Here is a 17,216-nt window from a genome sequence, read left to right on the forward strand (position 1 = left end):
CTTCGCAGAGCTTCGGGAGGCCCTCGCCCTAACGTCGTCGGTGGTCTCGTCAGCGGGCTTCGACTCAGTCATGGAACCTGAGCACCCTCACACCGCCTCCTGAGACTTGATCAACGGCGTCTCCTTGCGCACGAAGGACGCGCCGCCTTCTGCGTAGAAGATGCCCCTGATCCGGGTATGTCCCCTGTGCGCGGCCGCCGGATAGACCGTCACCGCCAGTGGCGACACGGGACATGGATGACCGACGAGTGCTTGCGGCGGCCCACTCTCTTGATCATGCTATGGCCAAGGGCAAGGCCGCCGATGGCACTGGAATTCTCGGCGTCCGGAAGCCGGAAACCACCGCCAAGGCTTCAGCCTCGAACCCTACGCGCAGCCGTGCTCTACGGTTGGTCGTGACTGGCGCCGCAACACCACCAAGAACTACCGGCACTCCCCTGCAGGCACAGTGAAGGCTTTCTCAACGAAAGTCACCGCCAGACGTTGTTCAAGACCAGTGCGGCTTGGACGATGGCGCCGATCCGGCTCGGGGCAAGGTGACCTGACACAGGGCACGCCGGCGTTGCTTGAGGCGCGCGGCGGCCGTTCGCCCCGGACGCGCAGGCCGCGCACAGCCGGTTAGCGGAGCACGGGCCTGCCCCGGCAGCCGGTTCGGCCTCTCTGCTCGAAGCCGGTGGCCGGTGGGAGTGGGTCGGTGCGAGCCGCACTCGGCTCAAGACAACCGGTGGCAACCGGCTCGGAGGTTCCGTTCAAAGGCCGGCGCTCGGCCGGAACGAGCCGTTGCGCTCCGCACCCGGCTCAGGTCACCGGCAATCTCCTTCGGGGACTCTGCTTGAAGCGGCGTCCACTGGAGCGAGCCTGGCGCAAGGCGCCGCTCTCAACCGGCGTGGCGGCTTCGCCGGGAACCGATGTTCGGCCGGAACGGGTCTTCGTGCACCGCGCCCGGCTTTGATGTCGCCGGCGGCCGGAAGGGGCGGGGTCAGATGTCCTCGCCGGCCAGGACGGCCTCGGCGTCGACGATGCGGTAGGCGTAGCCCTGTTCGGCCAGGAAACGCTGGCGGTGGGCGGCGTACTCCTGGTCGAGGGTGTCGCGGGCGACGACGGCGTAGAATCGGGCGCCCTTGCCGGAGGACTTGGGACGCAGCACCCGGCCCAGGCGCTGCGCCTCCTCCTGGCGGGAGCCGTAGGCGCCGGAGACCTGGATGGCCACGGACGCCTCGGGCAGGTCGATGGAGAAGTTGGCGACCTTGGAGACCACCAGCACCGGCAGCTCCCCGGAGCGGAAGGACGCAAAGAGACGCTCGCGTTCCCGGATGCGGGTGTCGCCCTTGACGACGGGGGCGTCCAGCAGCGCCGACAGCTCGTCCAGCTGGTCGATGTACTGGCCGATGACCAGGATCTGCTCGCCGCGGTGCCGCGCCACCAGGGACTCGATGACGCGGGTCTTGGTGTGGGCGGTGGCGCACAGGCGGTAGCGGTCCTCCGGCTCGGCGGTCGCGTACGCCAGCCGCTCGGACTCGGTCAGCGTCACCCGGACCTCGACGCAGTCGGCGGGGGCGATCCAGCCCTGGGCCTCCATCTCCTTCCACGGCGCGTCGTAGCGCTTGGGGCCGATGAGGGAGAACACATCGTCCTCCCGGCCGTCCTCGCGCACCAGGGTGGCGGTCAGGCCGAGGCGGCGGCGGGCCTGCAGCTCGGCGGTCATCCGGAAGATCGGCGCGGGCAGCAGGTGCACCTCGTCGTAGATCACCAGGCCCCAGTCGCGGGCGTCCAGCAGCTCCAGATGCGGGTAGGCGCCTTTGCGGCGGGTGGTCATGATCTGGTAGGTGGCGATGGTGACCGGGCGGATCTCCTTGCGGGCGCCGCTGTATTCGCCGATCTCGTCCTCGGTCAGGGACGTGCGGCGCAGCAGCTCCTGCTTCCACTGGTGGGCGGAGACGGTGTTGGTCACCAGGATCAGCGTGGTGGCCCGGGCGCGGGCCATGGCGGCGGCGCCGACGATGGTCTTGCCCGCCCCGCAGGGCAGCACCACCACGCCCGAGCCGCCGTGCCAGAACGCGTCGGCCGCCTCCCGCTGGTAGGGGCGCAGCGCCCAGCCGTCCTCGACCAGCGTCACCGGGTGGGCCTCGCCGTCGACGTACCCGGCCAGGTCCTCGGCGGGCCAGCCCAGCTTCAGCAGCGCCTGCTTGAGGTGGCCGCGCTGGCTGGGGTGGACGATGACGGTGTCCTCGTCGATGCGCGCCCCCAGCATCGGCTTGACCTTCTTGGAGCGCAGCACCTCCTCCAGGACCGACCGGTCGGTGGAGGTCAGCACCAGGCCGTGCGCCGGGTCCTTCTCCAGCCGCAGCCGCCCGTAGCGGGACATGGTGTCGGCGACGTCGACCAGCAGCGCGTGCGGCACCGGGTAGCGCGAGTAGCGCAGCAGCACGTCCACGACCTGCTCGGCGTCGTGGCCGGCGGCGCGGGCGTTCCACAGCGCCAGCGGGGTGATCCGGTAGGTGTGGACGTGCTCGGGCGCCCGTTCCAGTTCGGCGAACGGGGCGATGTCCCGGCGGCAGTCGTCGGCCTGCTCGTGGCCGACTTCCAGCAGCAGGGTCTTGTCGGACTGGACGATGAGCGGACCGTCGGTCACGGGCAACCTCGTAGCGGCTGGTCGGGCGGAGTGCGTTCAGTGTGCAACAAGCTTGAGCGGACGGTGTCTTCCCTCCGGTCAGACACTGCCGGAAGGAGCGTCGTCGTTTTCGAAGAAGCCCTGCTCCACCAGGAAGATGAGGGCGATGACCTGCAGGGCGACGGACGCGATGAGGATCGCCCAGCTCCATTTCGCCAGGTTCTGGGATTCCTCGGGGTCGGTGTGCGCGCTGCCCAGCGCCAGGGCCGCGGTGACGATGCCGCCGATGCACAGCACGTTGCAGCAGATCAGCGTGGCGATGCCGTTGCAGACCAGCGCCGTGAGGGGGAGGGAGTGGTCGACGGGCACCCGCGGCACGCCCGGCGGGCCGTAGCCGTAGTCGTGGCCGGGTGTTTCGTGTGCGGGCGGCTGCCGGGGGGACAGGGGAGCCCAGTCCCGCTTCGGCTGTGTCGGGAGATCCTGGCCGCCTCGGGGGAGGTGCGGGGCGGGCCGGCCCTCCGGTGACTCGTTCCCGTGGCCACTCATGCGGGTCCTCCTGTGCGGCGGCGCCGACGGGGCTGATCCAGCCGTTTCCCGTCTCTGGTCCGCCACCGTATCCGGAAGTTTCGCCGTCGCCGGCCACTGGACGATCCGCAGGGCCCGGGCGTGCTCGGCACGCCTCTTTCAACGCGCCGTCTTCGCAGGTCGAGGCGGGCGCATCGCGGCCTGAGCCCTGAGACCTCGGGCCATGCGCCCGCCTTGGGCGCTGAAGAGCGCGTGCCGAAGGAGGGTCAGCCGGCCGGCGGTGCTTCGGCGAGCATCTGCCGCAGCCGTTTGCGGTCGGTCTTGAAGACGCTGGTCATCGGGATCGCGTCGATCACGTGGACCTCCCGGGGGTACTTGATCTTGCCGATCCGGTCGCGGGTCCAGGCGATCAGCTCCTGCGGGGTGGCCGTCGCACCGGGGACCAGGGAGACGAAGGCGACGACCTCCTCGCCGAGGCGGGGGTCGGGGCGGCCGACCACGCCGGCCTTGGCGACCGCCGGGTGCTCCATCAGGGCGTCCTCCACATCGCGGGGGAACACGTTGAAACCGCCCCGGATGATCAGGTCCTTCTTGCGGTCCACGATGAACAGGAAGCCGTCGGAGTCCAGGTGGCCGATGTCGCCGGTGCGCAGCTCGCCGTCGATCAGGGCGCCGGCCGTGGCCTCTGCCGCCCGCCAGTAGCCCTTCATCAGGCACCCGGCCCGCACGCAGATCTCGCCGTCGCGGCCGGGCGGCAGCGCGTTGCCGTCCTCGTCGCGGATGGTGATCTCATAGCCGGGCAGCGGGCGGCCCACGCTGCCGGCCTTCCTGGCCCCGGGCCGGTTGACCGCGCAGACCGCGCTGGTCTCGGTCATCCCGTAGCCCTCCATGATCTGCACGCCGGGCACCCGCCGTTCGAACTCCTCCAGGGATTCGCGGGGCAGCGGGGCCGAACCGCAGGTGATGTAGCGCAGGTCCGGCAGCGGGGTGGCCTCCAGGGCGGGTTCGGCCAGCAGCATGCCGATCATGGCGGGGACCAGCGGGGCGAGCTGGGCGCGGTGCGCGGAGGCCAGGCGCAGCCACTCCTTGGCGTCGAACCAGCGCAGCAGCACGGTGCTGCGGGGCACCTGCGACTGCAGCCCGATCAGCGTCACGATCATCCCGTAGGCGTGTGAGAGCGGCAGCGGGACGATCACCCGGTTCACGTGCTGGGCGGTGCTGGCCTCCCAGGAGGCCAGGGAGGCGGCGTACAGGCCGGCGTGGGTGAGCATGACGCCCTTGGCGCGGCCGGTGGTGCCGCCGGTGTACATCAGCGCCGCCAGGTCTTGTTCGTCCCGGTCGATCAGCGGCAGCTCGTCGGCCCGCGCCAGCTCCTCATAAGGGACGGTGCCCTCTGCCGTCGTCTCGCCGACCAGGACGATCTGCACGTCCAGGTCGTGGGCGGCCTTTTGGACGGTGGGCAGCACCTCGGCGGTGGTCACGACGACCCGGGCGCCGCTGTCGGTGAGGATGTGCCGCAGCTCCTCGGGCGAGACCAGGAACACCACCGGGGTGACCACGGCTCCGGCCCGCCACAGCGCCTGGTAGGTGATCCCCACCTCCGGGCAGTTGGCCATCATCACCACGACCCGGTCGCCGGGCCGCACGCCCAGGTCGGTCAGTCCCCCGGCCACCCGGCGGGTCCGCTCGGCCAGTTCCCGGCTGCGGTACCAGCGGCCCTCGAAGAACAGCGCGTCATAGTCGTCGAACCGCTCCCAGGCCCGCTCGGACAGCCTGCCGAGAGTCCGCTCCATCCGGTGCCCCTTTCACCGCGTGACCACCGGACCTGCGCCACGCCCGCACCGCGTGACCTGCGCCGGGGCCGGGTGCGGGCCGTGTTGGCAAGATCCCCTCCGGTTCAGAGGACCGTTTTCCGGTGCGGGCGTCAATATCGCCGCCCCCAATGCGGCGTCCCCGGCGTTGGGCCGTGATCACAACCGGGTCTTTTCGGTGCATCCTCCCCCAAGCGCCCCGGCCAGAGCGTGCCCCGCCCGCGCACCGCACGCCACCGGCGCGAACACATGTGCGAAATGTCCGATTGCGGCCGGAGTGGCGCTGCATGCGGGTACGTCGCAGTCTGGACGGTCCCATGGTCTGGGACGCCACGCACGGAGCGCCGTCGCGGCTTCCGTCCCCGAGCCTTCGGGGCATCCGTTGGGGAAGACGCGGGCGCGCCCGTCTCCGGCGGGGCGCCGCCGGAGACGGGCTGCTTCAAAACGGCCAGTCGGCCTTCTGGCCGCGCTCCAGGAGGGGGATCATCGCGAACGCGGCGTCCGACAGGCCGCCGAAGGTGTGCCGGGTGCCGGTGCCGGACGGGCCGTGGCCGTACTGGTAGCCCACCAGGTTCCAGGTGTAGACCGGGACCTGCTCGGGCACCGCGGCGGTGGGCTCGGCGCCGTGCGGGCCCGCCCAGGCCTGCTCGTCGGTCACGATGACCACCCGGTCGTGGCCGCGGTAGTGGGCGCGCACCGCCTCGGCGGTGTCGGTGCCGCCCAGCCAGTCGAACCGCTCGACCACCTTGAGCACCGGCTCGCCGCGCCGGAAGGGCACCGCCTGGTGCGTGGTGCCGAACTGCACCAGGTCGGCGTGCTCGGCGCGCAGCGCCAGGGCGGTGCCGAAGACGGCGGCGGCGTCGGCCTGGGTGATCTTGCTGCGTGCCGACATCGGCGTGAACATCGAACCCGACCGGTCCACCAGCACCAGCGTGCGGCCCGGCAGGCGCGGCACGTTCGCCAGCGAGGCGTCCAGCGCCCGCTGCAGCGGCCACGCCCAGCGCGGCGACGGCGCCTGCCGGCAGGCGGCCAGGAACCGGATCGGCAGCAGCTTGGAGCGGCGGACCTGCGCGGGGTCGGCCAGCCGGGCGGCGACCGCCTCGGCGGCCTGCTCGCCGATGCCCGCCCGGTCGAAGTTGCGCAGGTTGCGCAGCAGGGCGAAGAGGCCCATGGACGGGATGATCGCCTCCCAGAAGCGCGCGGTCAGCGGGCCCTGCACCCAGCCGGCCAGCGACTCCCAGGTCATCCCGGCCGCCGCCAGCACCTGCGGGGCGTCCGGCCGCTCCAGCAGCGCGCGCCGCTCGCCCACCGGCAGCGCCAGCAGCTCGGCGCGGGCCCGCAGCACGGTCAGCGAGCGGGGGATGTCCCGGCCGCGGCCGTGCCGCCGGTCGATGGCGTGCTTGAACAGGTCGCCCTGCCAGGGCGCCACCGGCGCCGGGTGGGTCAGCTCCAGGACGTCGCCGAAACGGACCTCGCCGCTGTCGTACTTGATCAGCGACCGCTCGTCGTAAAGCCGGCGGACCGCGTCGGCGATGCCGCGCTTGACCGGCTGCGGCAGCGCCCGCCCGTACCGGCCGTGCCAGTAGGCGATCAGCTCACCGGGCTCGTCGGCGCGCTGCAGCGCCGCGTCGATGAGCCGCCGGTTGCCGCCGGCGGCCGACGCGCACAGCCGGGACATCACGCCCTCGGCCGCGGCCACCACGCTCGCCGAGCGCATGCCGGCCTCGTTGCGCAGCCAGCCGATCATGCGGGTCAGCCAGCCCGGGTCGTGCAGCGCCACCTCGCCGACCAGGGTGCGGAAGCGGGCGTCCCGCGCCGAGGCGCCCTCGTAGAAGGTCTGCTCGCCGACCATGTTCGACACCGCGAGCAGGAAGAGCTCGCTCTTGGTGTCCCGCAGGTGGCCCGGCGCGCCCTCGTGGGTGCGGCCGGTCGCGCGGTCGGCGGTCTTGATCGGGCTGGTGGCGCCCTTGCGGCGCACGCGGTTGAACTTCGCCATCTGTCGCTGCCCTCCTGGGGCGGTGGCCTCCCGAGGTCGAGCCGTCCGAAGTGTTTTCAGTCCCTGTGCGGGACCGTTTCAGGAGTCGAACCCGATATCCACCGAAGTAACTCCGGACTGCGCACCGGGAGGGGATTTTCGAGGCGCCCGAGATTAAATCGGCTGCGGTGCAAAGTGCTCTGACCACTGAGCTACCGCCCGGGGAGTCGGGCGGATGGGAATCGAACCCATGACCTCTCCGTTATAAGCGGAAGTAACCGCTGCCTGCGCATCGGGCGCGCATTCGGATGCTTCCTCCCGAGCTTTGGGGTCCGCTCTTTCAGGTGAGCTGAAAGACCGGGCCCGTGGCGGGGGCGTCGGGAGGTGAGAATCGGGTTGAGCCTTTTTGGGGTCTGGGGCGGGCATCCGTCGCCGGGCCGTCCAGGTCACCGGTCCTGACCTGGGGAGATGGTGTTCTGGTGCGTCGGGCGCCGAGGTCGGGTGCGGCGGGGGTGAACCGAATCCGTCAGGATGGGGAAGTAACCCTCGCCTGCGCACCGGCGCCCGGACGATCGTCGCAGGGGCCCTTTTCCGGCCGGCGGGACGTCCGCCGTGCCGTGCGGGGCGGTGCACCTTTTTCACCACATGGCCCATGGCCTGCGCGGCGAGCCGCCTGCCGAAGGGGACGCCGCGAGGAGGCGAGGCGGATGCGGAAAAAGGCTCAAAGTCTGCGCCGTCCCGGCTCCGCTGGTCGGAGAACACAGCGGCCGCCGTGCGTGCGGCGGGTATTTCGCCGCGGTGGAGCCGGCATGGTGTCCTCCTTTCCGTCAGCGGGGCCGTGCGGACGGCTTCCACTGTGCCGTGTCCGGGAAAACGGCGCAACGCTATTTATTCGCCGTCTTCGAGCTCGGCGACGCCGGTGATGCGGTGCAGCGCGAAACGGTGCACCGCGGCCCTGGTGGCGTCGTATCCGGTCAGGAAACCGCCGTCGACGCTGATCGGCTCCACGATGCGGCTGGAGGCCCGGCCTTCCTGGTCGAGGTAGCCGATCCACACGCGAACGCCCCGCTTGGCGGCCTGCCGCAGCTCCTCCACCGTGGTCATGGACGGGGAGCGCGGCGGCTCGCCCGCGGGTGCGCTGAGGCGGGCCGCCGCGTCGCCGGCGCGCAACGCCCGCACCGCGGCGTCGATCACCGCCGGGTCGCACTCGTCCGCCGCAAAGGTGCGGACCGGGCCGGCGTCGGCGGGGGTGTCGGCCCGGTAGGAGTCGGGCCGGGTGATGACCACGCCGCCCTCGGGGGATTCGGCGACCGGCGACAGCCCCAGCCCGCGCAGCGCCTCCAGCAGCTCGGCCCGCGGCAGCGGAGAGGCCAGCACGGTCGGGGCCAGCCGGTGCAGCGGCAGCGCCTGGGCCCGCCGGTCGGCCAGCACCTCCTCCAGCAGGGCCGGGTCGTCGGCGCGCACATAAGAGCTCATGGCGCCCACCCGCAGCCGGCCGTGCCGCCGCGCCACGTCCTCGATCAGATAGGTCAGCGGCTGCGGCAGCGGGGTGGCCGAGTGCCGGGTCAGCAGTTCGATCAGCTCGGCGGCCGAGCGTCCGGCGTCCAGGGCGCGGCGCACCGACGCCTCGGTGAAGCGGTAGACGGTGGCGCCGCCGGTGGACTCCACGTCGGCGGTCAGCGCCAGCTCCCGGGCCAGTTCCGGAACCAGCGGCCCGGGCGCCACGGCGGTCAGATCGGCCTGGATGAGGATCTCCGCCACCGGCGTGGGCAGGTGCTCGGCCAGCGCGGCGGCCACCTCGGGAAGGCCGGCGCCCTCCAGCAGCGGGCGGGCATGGGGGGCCGGGGCGCCGAAGGCGGTCAGGCCCAGCAGCTCGGCCTCCCGCAGCGTCCAGTCCACCAGCCGGTCGCGCAGCGCGCCGCGGCGGCGGGGCTGCTCCCAGGCCAGCCGGTCACGGATCTGCTCGGCCGGCAGCGCCCCGCCGGCCTGCACCAGCACCGCCAGCACCGCCCGGCGGATCTGCGGGGCGGCCGGGCGCACCGGCTCTGCGCCCAGCGCGTTGATCACCCGGTCGCGTTCGTCGCGCTCGCCGACCAGGCCCGCCACCCGGTCGCTGTGCAGCCAGGCGGCGGCCAGCTCGCTCCAGCGGTCGGCGTTCTCGCGCAGCCGCCACAGGTCGAAGGCGCGGGTGGGCAGCCACTCGCCGTCCACCCCCTGGTCGCTGGAGCGTGCCAGCAGCCCGGCACTGTGAGCGGTCTCGATGAGCAGCGCGGCCTGCCATTCGGCCACGTCCAGCGCCTCGGCGGCGGCGCGCAGGTCCCGGACTCCCAGCCCGCCGCTGCGCAGCACGGCCGGCGGTCGCAGGCCCCACCGCTCCAGCAGGTCCTCGGTCAGCCGCACGACGGTCAGCGCCTGGCCGGCGGCGGTGCGGGCCACCAGCTCCGCCGGGTGCGGCATCGCCGCCCGCGTCGCCGGCGGGCGTGCGGTGAGGTCCCGGAACAGCCTGCCGCCGCGCAGGTACAAGGCGACCTCGCGGGGCAGCGTGACGGTGTGGTCGTCGGTGGCGGCCAGCAGCCCGCGGGCCAGCAGGTGCTCGATGGGGGTCTGGGCGGTGGCGGCGCGCACGGCGCGGCGGGCCTCGGCGACCCGTCCCACCGGCGGTCCCCAGGCCAGCTGCTCCAGCGCGGCGCGCGCCTGCGGCCCGGCCTGCTCGAGCAGCTCGCCCGGGTCGGTCAGCCGCGCGACCAGCGTCTCGATCAGGGCGGCGGTGTCGGGGAAGCCGCGCGGGCCGTGGCCGCCGGTGTCGGCGACCAGCTCCAAGAGCCGTTCCAAGGGGTAGGCGGCCAGCAGCTCGGCGGCGGGCGGGCCGAGCCCGGCCGGGTGCGGCAGTGCCCGGCGCAGGCCGGGGGCGGTGCGCAGCGGGCCGTCGGCGTCGCCGTCGTCCCAGACCAGGCCGCAGGTGCGCAGCCGCTCCAGCACTTCGGTGACGTCGTCGGCGGTGGCGTCGGTGCAGGCGGTCAGCTCCCGCACGACCGCCTCCCGCGGGGCCGGCTGGGGGAGGACCAGCAGCGTCTCCAGCACCGCCAGGGCGAAGCGGTCCAGGCGGTCCAGCGCCCGGGCGATGGCCGCGGGCGTGGCCGCCCGTGCGCCGAGGGCGGTCAGATCCGCCGGTACGGGGGTGATCAGCTCAGGCCGTGCGGCGAGCAGCGCGCGCAGTTGTGCGTCGTCGCGGGCGCGCAGCCAGTCGGCGTAGCTGTCCATCTCTCCCACCGTAGTGGGAGGCGCCGAGGGGGCCGGGCGCCGCCGGACGGGTCAGGCGGGGCTGCGCTCGTTGGTGACCAGGCCGAGCGCCAGGCGGGCCCAGGCCTCGACGAAGCGGCTCTCATCGACGCGGGTGGGTGACTCGTGCAGCGACTCGGTCGACAGCCAGTAGTTGACCACCGCGCCGCCGAGCACCGTGGCGATCGCCGGCCAGTCGGCGTCCGCATCGGCGTACTCCGGCTGGGCCGACAGCCAGGTGGCGATGCTGTCGTACAGCGGCTTGACCAGGCCCTCGCGCATCTCGGCGATCAGGTTGGGGAACTGGTCCAGGTCGCGGAACAGCACCCGGATCAGGTCCTGTTCCTCGCGCATTTTGGCCAGCCCCGTCTTGCAGGCCATCTTCAGCCGGGTCTCCAGCGGCAGATCGGAGTGCTCGGCGGCGATCTCCATGACGGTGGCGATCTGCTCGCGGGTACGGGTGATGTGCTCGCGGATCGCGGCGGCCAGCACCTCTTCCTTGGAACGGAAGTGGCGGTACAGGCCGCCCGCGCCCGGAGACAGCCCGGCCGCGGCCTCGATCTCGGCAACAGATGTCGCGGCGTAACCGCGGTCGGCGAAAAGCCGAAGCGATTCGGCCACGATCCGCTCGCGCGTGGATAGCGTCATGTGAGTCCTCCGCCAGAACAGTAGGGCATCGAGGCGGGGCGCGTGCACGCACTCGGGCGCTGCACGTCCGAAAAAGTGATGGCGCCCACCTTCCCGGCCCGGCGCACTAGGCTGCGGGAACACGCTGCGGCAAGGAGGCCGTGATCGCGCCTGGAACGTCTATGGAAGGGGTCGAGGTGGCCTTCGTGCCCGATGACTTCGTCGTGCCCACCCTGGTCGCCGGGCAGCGCTTCCGGATCCGCCCGATCGGCGTGCACGATGTGGTCAAGGACTACGACGCGGTCATGAGCAGCCGGGAGCGGCTGTGGGAGCGCTTCGGCGCCCACTTCGGCTGGCCGGCCCCCGGCTACGACTTCGAGCAGGCCCTGGTGGATCTGGGCTGGCTGCAGAAGGAGGGCCAGCTGCGGCGGTCGTTCACCTTCGCGGTGCTGACCGCCGATGAGGAGCGGCTGCTGGGCCGGGTGCACATCGCCCCGCCGCCCCGTTCGCTGCCGGAGGTGGACGCCGGCGTGGTGTTCTGGGTGCGTTCGGATGAGGCCGGCACCGGCCTGGAGCGGGAACTGGCCGAGTTCGTCCATGAATGGGCCACGGTGACCTGGCCGTTCAAGAATGTGCGGTATCCCGGCCAGGACATCTCCTGGGAGGAGTGGTGCGCCGGCTGACCGGGCGCTCCAAGGTCTTCGTTTGCACCGCTCAAGCCCATGTGATTGAAAAAGCGCATTTGGCCGGGCCGGGACGGGCATGGTTGAGCGGTGGGGCGGCGGGTATGGACGCCGATGCCGAACGCTGGTTTCGGACGTACGGAACACCTGATTGCGGGCGGTTGACATTTCGCACAGCTCCCGCGCCCTCCCGCTCGGATCCCGTCGCATCGCCACTACCGGGAGGGCGCGGGCTTGCGGACGCCGGCGCCCGGCGGATCGACCCGCCCTTTGCATACGCTGGGGATGTGCCGGATCTCCACCTGCCTGTGACCGCCCCGCTGACCGTCGGGTTCGACCTTGACCTGACCCTGGCCGACACCCGGGAGGGCATCGCCGCCACCTACCGGGCGCTGGCGGCCGAGACGGGGGTGTTCATCGACGTCCCCACCGTGATCGCCCGCCTGGGCCCGCCGCTGGAGCGGGAGCTGGCGCACTGGTTCCCGCCCGCGCAGATCCCCGCCGCCGCGGCGCGCTACCGGCAGCTGTACGGCGACATCGCGGTGCCCGTCAGCACCCCGATGCCCGGGGCGCTGCAGGCGGTGCAGGCGGTGCGGGAGCACTCCGGGCGTGCGATCGTGGTGACCGCCAAGAGCCAGCGGCATGCCGAGGCGACCGTGGCGGCCCTGGGCCTGCCGGTCGATGCGGTCATCGGCGGTCTGTTCGGCACCGAGAAGGGAGAGGCGCTGCGTGAGCACGGCGCAGGCGTCTATGTCGGCGACCACCTGGCGGACGTGGACGCGGCCCGCGCCGCCGGGGCGCGCAGCGTGGCGGTCGCCACCGGCCCCTTCGACGCCGCGGCACTGCGCGCCCACGGCGCCGACGTGGTGCTGGAGGATCTGGCCGCATTCCCCGCCTGGCTCGCCGGGACGGTCCCCGCCGCCCGGTGACCTGGGCCGCTCGATCGCGGCCACCGGTATATGTGTTCACCCGTTTGCGGTGAGGCATTACTCTTGAGCCCAATTCGTAGCGAGAGCTGGATGAGGTCACCTGTGCCCACTGGCAAGGTCAAGTGGTACGACGCCGGTAAAGGATTCGGCTTCCTCACCCGCGACGACGGCGGTGAGGTCTTCGTGCATTCCTCCGCATTGCCGAGCGGCGTCACCTCGCTGAAAACCGGCCAGCGCGTGGAGTTCGGAGTGGTCGAGGGCCGGCGGGGGCAGCAGGCGCTGTCGGTGCGGACGCTCGATCCCCTGCCCTCGGTGGAGCGGTCGGTGGCCAAGGCCCGGCGCAAGAAGCCCGACGAGATGGTGCCGATCATCGAGGACCTGATCAAGCTGCTGGACGGCATCTCCAACACCTACCGGCGGGGCAAGCACCCCTCCCCGGCCGAGTCCAAGAAGATCGCCACGGTGCTGCGCGCCCTCGCCGACGATCTGCATCCCTGAGCCCTCCCGCACGCCGCACCCGCCCGTCCCCGGGCCTTGGGGCCGCGCGGCGGGGAAGGTTCGTTGACACCGGGTCCCGTCGGTCCTCCGGGTGGGGGCCGACGGGCGCTTCCGGCTTTTCGGGACGCATGACGCCATGGGCCGTCCGGCTCTGATGGTCGCTTGAACGCCCAGGTCATCGGGGTTTGCGGGACCTTGCCCGCCGCGGGGGCGGGCCGGGTGCGCCGCCGGTGGGGACCGACGGCGCCGCCGCCGTCCTTGACGATCCGGGATGCCGGGCCATACCGGCTGATGGGAGAGAATCGAGGGGTGAGCCCTCTGCGTCAACCCAGATCGACCTCGACCGGTGCGACGCGTTCGCGCCGGACCCGTACCCCCGCCGTCGACCCTGCGTGCGCGGAGGCGGTGGATCTCGCCCGCCGGGCCGCCGAGGAGACCGCCCACCCCACTCCCGTGGGCGAGCACCTGGGGATGCAGGCCGAGGGCGACCGAGTGCTCACCCACTACTTCGCCTGCCTGGACCCCGCCTACAAGGGATGGCGGTGGGCGGTCACCGTGGTCCGCGCGGCCCGCGCCAAGGTGGTGACGGTCAACGAGTGCGTGCTGGTCCCCGGCGAGGGGGCGCTGATGCCGCCGCCGTGGGTGCCGTGGATCGAACGGCTGCGCCCCGGCGACCTGGGCCCCGGCGACCTGCTGCCCACCCCCGCCGACGACCCCCGGCTGGCCCCCGGCTACACCGAGACCTCCGATGAGGCCGAACGGCAGGTGCAGTGGGAGCTGGGGCTGGGACGGGTCCGGGTGCTGTCGGCCGAGGGACGCGCCCAGGCCGCCGCCCGCTGGTATGAGGGGACGGCCGGGCCGCGCACCCCGATCGCCGCCTCCGCCCCCGCCCAGTGCTCCACCTGCGGGTTCTACGTGCCGCTGTCGGGGGAGCTGCGGCAGATGTTCGGGGTGTGCGCCAACGAGTACGCCCCCGACGACGGCCGGGTGGTCTCCGCCGACCACGGCTGCGGAGCCCACTCGGAGGCGGTGGTGGTGCCGCCCGCCTCCGAGGCGCCGCCGCCGATCGTCGACGAGATGGGTTATGACCTGATGCCGGTGTCCGCGCTGACCGAGGAGACGGACGAGCAGGCGGGCGATGAGGCGGCCGGCGAAGGGGCCGCCGAGCGCCGTTGAACGGCGCGCCGGCCCCCGGCCCCGCCGATGATCCCTACGGCACGGCGGAGATCCGGCGGCGGGTGCTGCAGGCCTGGGAGTCCTCCCCGGCCCGCTTCCGGGAGGACGCCAACGCCGAGGAGGACCACGCCCTCGGCGGCTACCGCGACCGGGTGATCGTCGAGCTGGCGCAGAACGCCGCCGACGCCGCGCTGCGCGCCGGCGTCGGCGGCCGGCTGCGGCTGCGCCTGTCGGGAGGCGTGCTGACGGCCGCCAACACCGGGGCGCCGCTGGATGCCGCCGGGGTCGAGGCGCTGTCGACGCTGCGGGCCTCGGCCAAACGGGACGAGCCCGGCGCGGTGGGACGGTTCGGCGTGGGGTTCGCCGCCGTGGCCGCGGTCAGCGACGAGCCGTGCATCGGCCCCGCCGCCGGCGGGCCCGCGGTGGCCTGGTCGGCGCGGCGCACCCGGGAACTGGTGGCGGGCGTCCCGGCGCTGGCCGGCGAACTGGACCGCCGCGGCGGCCATGTGCCGCTGCTGCGGCTGCCGTTCCCGGCCCGCCTGCCCGAGCCCGAGGCCGGCTTCGACACCGTGGTGCGCCTGCCGCTGCGCGACGCCGCGGCCGAGGCCCTGGTGCGACGGCAGCTGGAAGAGGTGGGGCCGGCGCTGATGCTGGCGCTGCCCAGCCTGCGGGCGGTGGAGATCGACCTGGAGGGGGCCACTCGGACGATCACCGCCGAGCACCGGCCGGACGGCACCGTGGACATCGACGGCGTGCGGTGGCGGACGGTCCTGGCGGAGGGGACGCTCGATGCCGCCCTGCTGGCCGACCGGCCCACCGAGGAACGCGCCCGGCCCTTTTGGCAGGTCCGCTGGGCCGTCCCCGACCCGGCGGAGCCGCAGCAGGGGGCGGGCGCCCCGGCCCTGGACCTCCTCGGCCCCCACCGGGGGGCGGGGTCGCCGCGGCTGCCCGAGGACGTGCCCCAGGTGCTGCACGCACCAACCCCCAGCGACGAGCGGCTGAGCGTTCCCGCGCTGCTGATCGCCACATTCCCGCTGGCCCCCGACCGGCGGCACGTGGCCTCCGGGCCGCTGACCGACTTCCTGATCGAACAGGCCGCTGCGGCCTATGTCCGGCTGCTGCGCGCGCTGCCCGCCACCCCCCGCCTGCTGTCGCTGGTCCCCGGCGGGCTGCCGGCCGGGGAGCTGGACGCGCGGCTGCGCCGGGAGATCGCAAAGCGGCTGCCGCAGGCCCCGCTGCTGCCCGTGGCCGCGCCCGGCCCCGCCGGTGAGGCGGAAGAGCCGGTGCGCGCCCGCGGCCGGGACGTGGTGGCCGTGGACGGCACCGCCGGGCTGCTGGACCTGCTCGCCGAGGTGCTGCCCGGCCTGCTGCCGGCCGGCTGGCCCGCCGGGCATCCGGCGCTGCAGACGCTGGGCGTGCGGCACCTGCCCCTGGCCGACGTGGTCGACCTGCTGGCCGGCCTGGAGCGGGAACCGGCCTGGTGGCGGCGGCTGTATGCGGAGCTGGCCGCGGCGCGCTGCGACGCCGACGCGCTGGGGGCGCTGCCGGTGCCGCTGGCCGACGGCCGCACGGTGCGCGGCCCCCGCGGCCTGCTGATCGCCTCCGCCGACCTGGACCCCGAGCCGCTGCAGGTGCTGGGGCTGCGGTTCGTCCACCCCGAGGCCGTCCACCCGCTGCTGGTGCGGCTGGGGGCGGTGGAGGCCGGGCCGCGCCGGGTGCTCGCCGAGCCGGCGGTGCGGGCGGCGGTGGCCGGCTCCTTCGACGCCGACGACCCCGAGCCGATCGCCGAGGCCGTCTTGGGGCTGGTGGCGGCGGCCGGGCTGCGGGCGGGGGAGGAGCCCTGGCTGGCGGAGCTGACGCTGACCGGCGCGGACGGGGAGTTCTACCCGGCCGGGGAGCTGCTGCTGCCCGGCAGCCCGCTGCACCAGATCATGGCCGCCGACGCCCCGTTCGGCACCGTCGCCCCCGGCCTGGTCGAACGCTGGGGGGAGCAGACCTTGGAGGCGGCCGGGGTGCTGCGCGGCTTCGCCGTGGCCCGCGCCGAGGACGTCGATGTGGCGGCCCTGGCCGACGAACCGCTGCTGGAGCTGGACGGCGAGGAGGAGTGGGCCCGCTACGTGCTGGACCTGCTCGGCCCGCAGGAGCTGCCGCCGCAGCTGCCGGAACTGGTGGCCGTCCGCGACCTGGAACTGGTGGAGGACTGGCCGGCGGCGCTGCGGCTGCTGGCCGAGCCCCCGCTGCGGGCGGCCGTGGTCGATCCCGCGCATGTGGTGCTCGGCGACGGACGCCGGGTGGCGGTGCCCTCCTACACGGCCTGGTGGCTGCGGGGGCGGCCGGTCCTGGGCGGGCGGCGCCCCGGCGAGCTGCGCGCCCGCGAGGCCGGCGAGCTGGCCGGGCTGTACGATCCGGCGCCCGCCGGGCTGGACCCGCGGCTGGCGCGGGCGCTGGGCGTGCGGGGCTCGCTGGAGGAGCTGCTGGCCGAGCCCGGCGGCGCCGCCGACCTGCTGGACCGGCTGGCCGACCCGGCCCGCGCGGTGCCTCGCCCCCTGCTGCGCCGGCTGTGGGCGGCGCTGGCGGAGTGGGCGGCCCGAGGGGACGCACCGCTCGCCGAGCCGCCCGAGCGGGTCCGGGCCTTGGTGGCGGGCGTGCCGGAGGTCGTGCCGGCCGAGGACGCCATGGTCGTGGACACCCCCGCGCTGCTCCCGCTGGTCGCCGACCAGCCCCTGGTGATCGCCCCTTACGACCGGGCGGTGGCGCTGGCCGAGGCGCTGGAGCTGGCCCTGGCCAGTGAGGAGATGCCCGCCGCGGTGGAGTCGGCGGGCACGCCGCGCAAGGTCCCGCCGGAGGTCTGGGAGGTCTGGGGGGAGGCGGACCTTCCCGAGGAGTACCTGGCCCACGACCCGCTGGTCGTCTCCGGCCGTCCGGTGCCGTGGTGGTATGAGGAGGACACCGGCATCGTGCACGCCTCCGGTCCCGCCGGGCTGGCCCGCGCACTGGCCTGGGCCGCCGGACGCTGGCGGGACCGCCTGCTGCTGGAGGCGGTGCTGCGCGACCCCGCGGCCCTCCCCGTCGTCCTGGCCGAACGGGACCTGGAGCCCTGAC

At 73.7% G+C, this 17,216-nt stretch carries 12 protein-coding genes and 1 tRNA gene; 5 read left to right on the plus strand and 8 right to left on the minus strand.

Translation table 11 applies throughout. The annotated features are described in order from the left end of the window. Positions 1-87: 87 nt before the first annotated feature. The 8 genes from BUE48_RS04010 to BUE48_RS04045 form a co-directional block, all read right to left on the minus strand. Entirely contained in the window at positions 88-228 is a 141-nt protein-coding gene (locus tag BUE48_RS04010; protein ID WP_286988888.1) for a hypothetical protein, read from the minus strand. A gap of 751 nt (positions 229-979) precedes the next feature. Beyond that, positions 980-2,632: a DNA repair helicase XPB gene (locus BUE48_RS04015; RefSeq protein WP_286988889.1), complete on the minus strand. Its 1,653-nt coding sequence runs from the start codon at positions 2,630-2,632 to the stop codon at positions 980-982. 78 nt (positions 2,633-2,710) lie between these two features. Further along, positions 2,711-3,157 (minus strand): hypothetical protein, encoded by a 447-nt coding sequence (locus BUE48_RS04020; protein ID WP_012851185.1) that lies wholly within the window; start codon positions 3,155-3,157, stop codon positions 2,711-2,713. Positions 3,158-3,402: 245 nt separating this feature from the next. Continuing rightward, on the minus strand, positions 3,403-4,929 hold the full coding sequence (locus BUE48_RS04025; RefSeq protein WP_286988891.1) for a class I adenylate-forming enzyme family protein: 1,527 nt from the start codon (positions 4,927-4,929) through the stop codon (positions 3,403-3,405). Positions 4,930-5,386: 457 nt separating this feature from the next. Beyond that, complete coding sequence (locus BUE48_RS04030; RefSeq protein ID WP_286988893.1) at positions 5,387-6,943, minus strand: vWA domain-containing protein; 1,557 nt, start codon at positions 6,941-6,943, stop codon at positions 5,387-5,389. 206 nt (positions 6,944-7,149) lie between these two features. Then, positions 7,150-7,210: transfer RNA gene (locus tag BUE48_RS04035), tRNA-Ser, on the minus strand. A 600-nt stretch (positions 7,211-7,810) separates the two neighbouring features. Then, positions 7,811-10,183: a helicase-associated domain-containing protein gene (locus BUE48_RS04040; RefSeq protein ID WP_286988894.1), complete on the minus strand. Its 2,373-nt coding sequence runs from the start codon at positions 10,181-10,183 to the stop codon at positions 7,811-7,813. Between the two features lie 51 nt (positions 10,184-10,234). After that, on the minus strand, positions 10,235-10,849 hold the full coding sequence (locus BUE48_RS04045; protein WP_012851189.1) for a TetR/AcrR family transcriptional regulator: 615 nt from the start codon (positions 10,847-10,849) through the stop codon (positions 10,235-10,237). 161 nt (positions 10,850-11,010) lie between these two features. Here BUE48_RS04045 and BUE48_RS04050 point away from each other — a divergent pair, with 161 nt between their 5' ends. From BUE48_RS04050 to BUE48_RS04070, 5 genes are all read left to right on the plus strand, one after another. Next, a complete protein-coding gene (locus tag BUE48_RS04050; RefSeq protein WP_286988896.1) occupies positions 11,011-11,511 on the plus strand; it encodes a GNAT family N-acetyltransferase in 501 nt (166 codons plus the stop codon). 287 nt (positions 11,512-11,798) lie between these two features. Next, positions 11,799-12,440, plus strand: a complete 642-nt coding sequence (locus BUE48_RS04055) for an HAD family hydrolase (protein WP_041439302.1) — start codon at positions 11,799-11,801, stop codon at positions 12,438-12,440. 102 nt (positions 12,441-12,542) lie between these two features. Beyond that, on the plus strand, positions 12,543-12,938 hold the full coding sequence (locus BUE48_RS04060) for a cold-shock protein (RefSeq protein WP_041439303.1): 396 nt from the start codon (positions 12,543-12,545) through the stop codon (positions 12,936-12,938). 405 nt (positions 12,939-13,343) lie between these two features. Then, the gene (locus BUE48_RS04065) at positions 13,344-14,114 is read left to right on the plus strand and encodes a DUF3027 domain-containing protein (RefSeq protein WP_012851193.1); all 771 of its coding nucleotides are present in this window, start codon (positions 13,344-13,346) and stop codon (positions 14,112-14,114) included. Further along, the gene (locus BUE48_RS04070) at positions 14,111-17,215 is read left to right on the plus strand and encodes a sacsin N-terminal ATP-binding-like domain-containing protein (protein ID WP_286988899.1); all 3,105 of its coding nucleotides are present in this window, start codon (positions 14,111-14,113) and stop codon (positions 17,213-17,215) included. Before BUE48_RS04065 ends, BUE48_RS04070 begins: the two co-directional genes overlap by 4 nt. The last annotated feature ends 1 nt before the right edge of the window (position 17,216 follow it).

This window comes from Thermomonospora sp. CIF 1 (assembly GCF_001896795.1).
Lineage (GTDB): Bacteria > Actinomycetota > Actinomycetes > Streptosporangiales > Streptosporangiaceae > Thermomonospora > Thermomonospora curvata.